Annotated in this window: 4 protein-coding genes; 3 read left to right on the top strand and 1 reads right to left on the bottom strand. The window is 67.4% G+C overall.

The window, feature by feature from the left end; all coding sequences use genetic code 11:
- Positions 1–347: 347 nt before the first annotated feature.
- Positions 348–1,274, bottom strand: a complete 927-nt coding sequence (gene mptA / locus BN903_RS13065; protein WP_048078149.1) for a GTP cyclohydrolase MptA — start codon at positions 1,272–1,274, stop codon at positions 348–350.
- Between the two features lie 189 nt (positions 1,275–1,463).
- Between mptA and BN903_RS13070 the strand changes: the two genes are divergently transcribed.
- From BN903_RS13070 to BN903_RS13080, 3 genes are all read left to right on the top strand, one after another.
- Positions 1,464–1,757 carry a 50S ribosomal protein L21e gene (locus BN903_RS13070; protein WP_006112901.1) on the top strand — a complete coding sequence of 98 codons (294 nt, stop codon included), beginning with the start codon at positions 1,464–1,466 and terminating at the stop codon, positions 1,755–1,757.
- Between the two features lies 1 nt (position 1,758).
- Positions 1,759–2,115 (top strand): RNA polymerase Rpb4 family protein, encoded by a 357-nt coding sequence (locus BN903_RS13075; protein WP_048078150.1) that lies wholly within the window; start codon positions 1,759–1,761, stop codon positions 2,113–2,115.
- Positions 2,116–2,239: 124 nt separating this feature from the next.
- Positions 2,240–2,872 (top strand): DUF655 domain-containing protein, encoded by a 633-nt coding sequence (locus BN903_RS13080; protein WP_048078151.1) that lies wholly within the window; start codon positions 2,240–2,242, stop codon positions 2,870–2,872.
- The last annotated feature ends 192 nt before the right edge of the window (positions 2,873–3,064 follow it).

The following is a 3,064-nucleotide window of genomic DNA, read 5'->3' on the forward strand; positions in this document are numbered from 1 at the left end:
AGTCGCCGGAGCGAAGCGACGGCGACTGACGAGGCTGGGGAGGTGAGAGGTGCGGTGCTGTTGTGGGGTGGGACTCGAAGGGGCAGCCGCGAGGGCGAAGGCGCGCGACGTAAGCACCGCAGGAGCGAGTGAAACGAGCGACGAGGTGCGTAGCGAGCGCACCGAGTCCTCGCGGCTGGGGCTTCGGCGGTCTCGGTCAGAGGGTCGGTTGCGACGAGGTTGGATACGTACAGCCGAGCGGCTGGGGCTTCGGAAGTGTTCACCTGAGCGCCGCCATCTGCTTATAAACAGTTGCCAGCAACACCCGATCCTACTTGAAAAGGTCCAGCGACCGCGTCTACACGCGCTTATCGGCCGAGTTCGTCGCGGAGGTCGCCCAGTTTGACCTCGCGTTCCGCGTGGGCGTTGTGCTGGTGGATCGACTCGTCGTTCGACTGTTTCATGTGGACCACGGCGTCGTCCGGGAGATGCGGGAACTCCTCGACGGTCCCCTCGGCGAGGGCGCGGACGCAGTCCTCGACGAACTTCGCGTCCGCGTGGGCCTCGTAGGTCATGTGGTCCTCGTCGGGCCGCTTCGCCATGTTGTAGATGCGCGCGCTCATCGAGTCGCGGGCGACGTCGATCACGTCCCGGAGGTCGACGTCGGGGTGGCCGTCGGTCGTGATCGTCAGCGTCGCGTGGCCGCGCTGGGAGTGGCCCGGCTGCGGGACGGCCTCTAAGAACTCCTCGGTCGTCTCCTCGTCGACGCCGAGTTCGGCGAGCTTGTCGCGGGCGCGGGACTCGCTCATCCCCTGCGAGCAGGGACAGACGGTCATCCCGGTGACCTCCGCGCCGATCTCCTCGCGCGTCCCGTCCTCGGTTGCGGTCGCGCTGGCGACGATCGTCGCCGTGCTCTGCGTCTCGATGCCGGACGCCGGCGTGTCCTCGCGGGTGACCAACTCCGCCGACATCGACACCTCCGCGGTGGTGGTGTAGTCGTGCTTTTCCAGAAGTCGCTCGGCGGCGTCGCCGCAGACGTCCTCGACGCGGTACGCCTCCTCGCGGGTGATGTCTTCGAGGATCTCGTCGACCGTCGCGAGGTTCCGCGACATGTCGATTCCCTTCCGGCCGCTGGGGAGGTCGACGAACACCTCGAACTCCGCCATGAGAACGATGGGACGCTTGTCGCCCCGCGCCAGCTTGACGAGCTTCTCCACGCCGGTGACGCCGACCTGCGAGAGCCCGACGGTGACGTCGGGCGCGGACGCCTGTACGTCCGGCAGCTGATGACTCATTACGAACGTGTTAGGGAACTCCCGGGATTAGCCCTTTCGGAAGGGGAGGTCCGTCTGGTTGTCGCGCGTGCTATCCGGCACCGCACGGGGGATGTCCGCCCCCATGACCGTCGCGTGTGAGAGTCGTCAACGCGCTGCGGCCCGTAACGCACGATTTATAACGGCGGCAGCGGAAAGGATTCCAAGACCATGCCGAGTTCCAATGGGCCGCAGAAGGCGACTCGCGACAAGCTCTCGAACAAACCCCGTAACCGCGGCACCTCCCCGCCGCAGCGAGCGATCCAAGAGTTCGACGAGGGATCGCAGGTCCACCTCAAGATCGACCCTAGCGTCCCCAAAGGCCGCTTCCACCCGCGCTTCGACGGCCGGACGGGCACCGTCGTCGGCAAGCAGGGGTCGGCGTTCAAAGTCGAGATTCCGGACGGCGGCAAGACGAAGACGCTCATCGTCACCGCCGCCCACATGCGCGCCCAGCAGAACTGAGATGACGATCTTCAAAGAGAAGCTCGACGAGGAGTACGTCACCGTCTCCGAGGCGAAGGAGATCCTCGTGGAGATCGAAGACGAGCGCGCGGCCGACGAGGACCGCGACCTCCGCTACGAGCTGGCGCGCGCGATCGAACACGTCAACCGGTTCGCGGACCTCGACGCCGACGAGTCCCGCGAGCTGGTCGAGGAACTGACCGAGCTGGATCAGGTCGACGTGCCGACCGCGGTGAAGATCACGGACCTGCTCCCGGAGGACCGCACCGAGCTCCGCTCGGTGTTCGCCCAGGAGCGCTACTCGCTCGACGGCGAGGAGCTCGACGAAATCCTCAACGTCGTCGCGAAGTACGCCTGAACGCGGGCCGCCCTGTTCTCCGGTTGCCGCGTCCCCCACGTTTCTCCGAGTTCGACCGCGCTCGTTCGAGCGAGCGCCCGCTCTCGCCAGCGGTTTTTTCACCGCTCGGAGCGATAAACGATACATGGACCACGCCGACGGCGACGGGACGCCGGGCGACGATCGAGATGGGGGTGGCAACGCCGCGGACACCGGAGCGGACGGTGTCGACGACGGCGGTCCCACCGCCGTCCTGCTCGACGTGCTGCTGAACGGACGCCCGGACGACGACCGCCCGCAGTCGCGCAAGTCGCCGGTGGCGTACGGACTGGGAACGGACTCGTTCGCGTTGTACGAACTGACGCTCGCCGGCGACGTGGACGTCTCGGTGGGCGACCGGATCGGGGTCGACGGCCCCGCGGTCGGCCGGTACCGCGAGGTGTCGTTCGACGACCTCACCCGGAACGCGGCCGCGGAGATCGAGTACGCGGTCGAGGCGGTCGTCGAGGCGGACGAGGAGCGGTTCGTCGACTTCTACAACGAGGCGGGACCGATCACCCTCCGGCTCCACCAGCTGAACCTGCTGCCGGGGATCGGCAAGAAGCTGCGGAACGACCTGTTGGACGAGCGGAAGCGCGGCCCGTTCGAGAGCTTCGACGACGTCGAGGAGCGCATCTCCGGGCTCCACCGCCCGCAGGAGGTAATCTTAGAACGGATCGTCGAGGAGATCCGGGAAGACGACCTGAAGTACCGGACGTTCGTCGGCCGCGAGGAGTGAGCCGGAGCGGTCACCGGTCGGAAGCGATGCGGGCATCGACCACGGCGCGGGCGTCGACCCCGACCCGCCGCAGCGTCCCGGAAACGAGACTTTTACCCGAACTCCGCGTGTATCCCGGCCATGACCGACTCATCGACGGGTGAGAACGCCGCGTACGGGGGCCGCGACCCCGACGCGCTCGCGCGGCGGGCC

The organism is Halorubrum sp. AJ67, assembly GCF_000513435.1.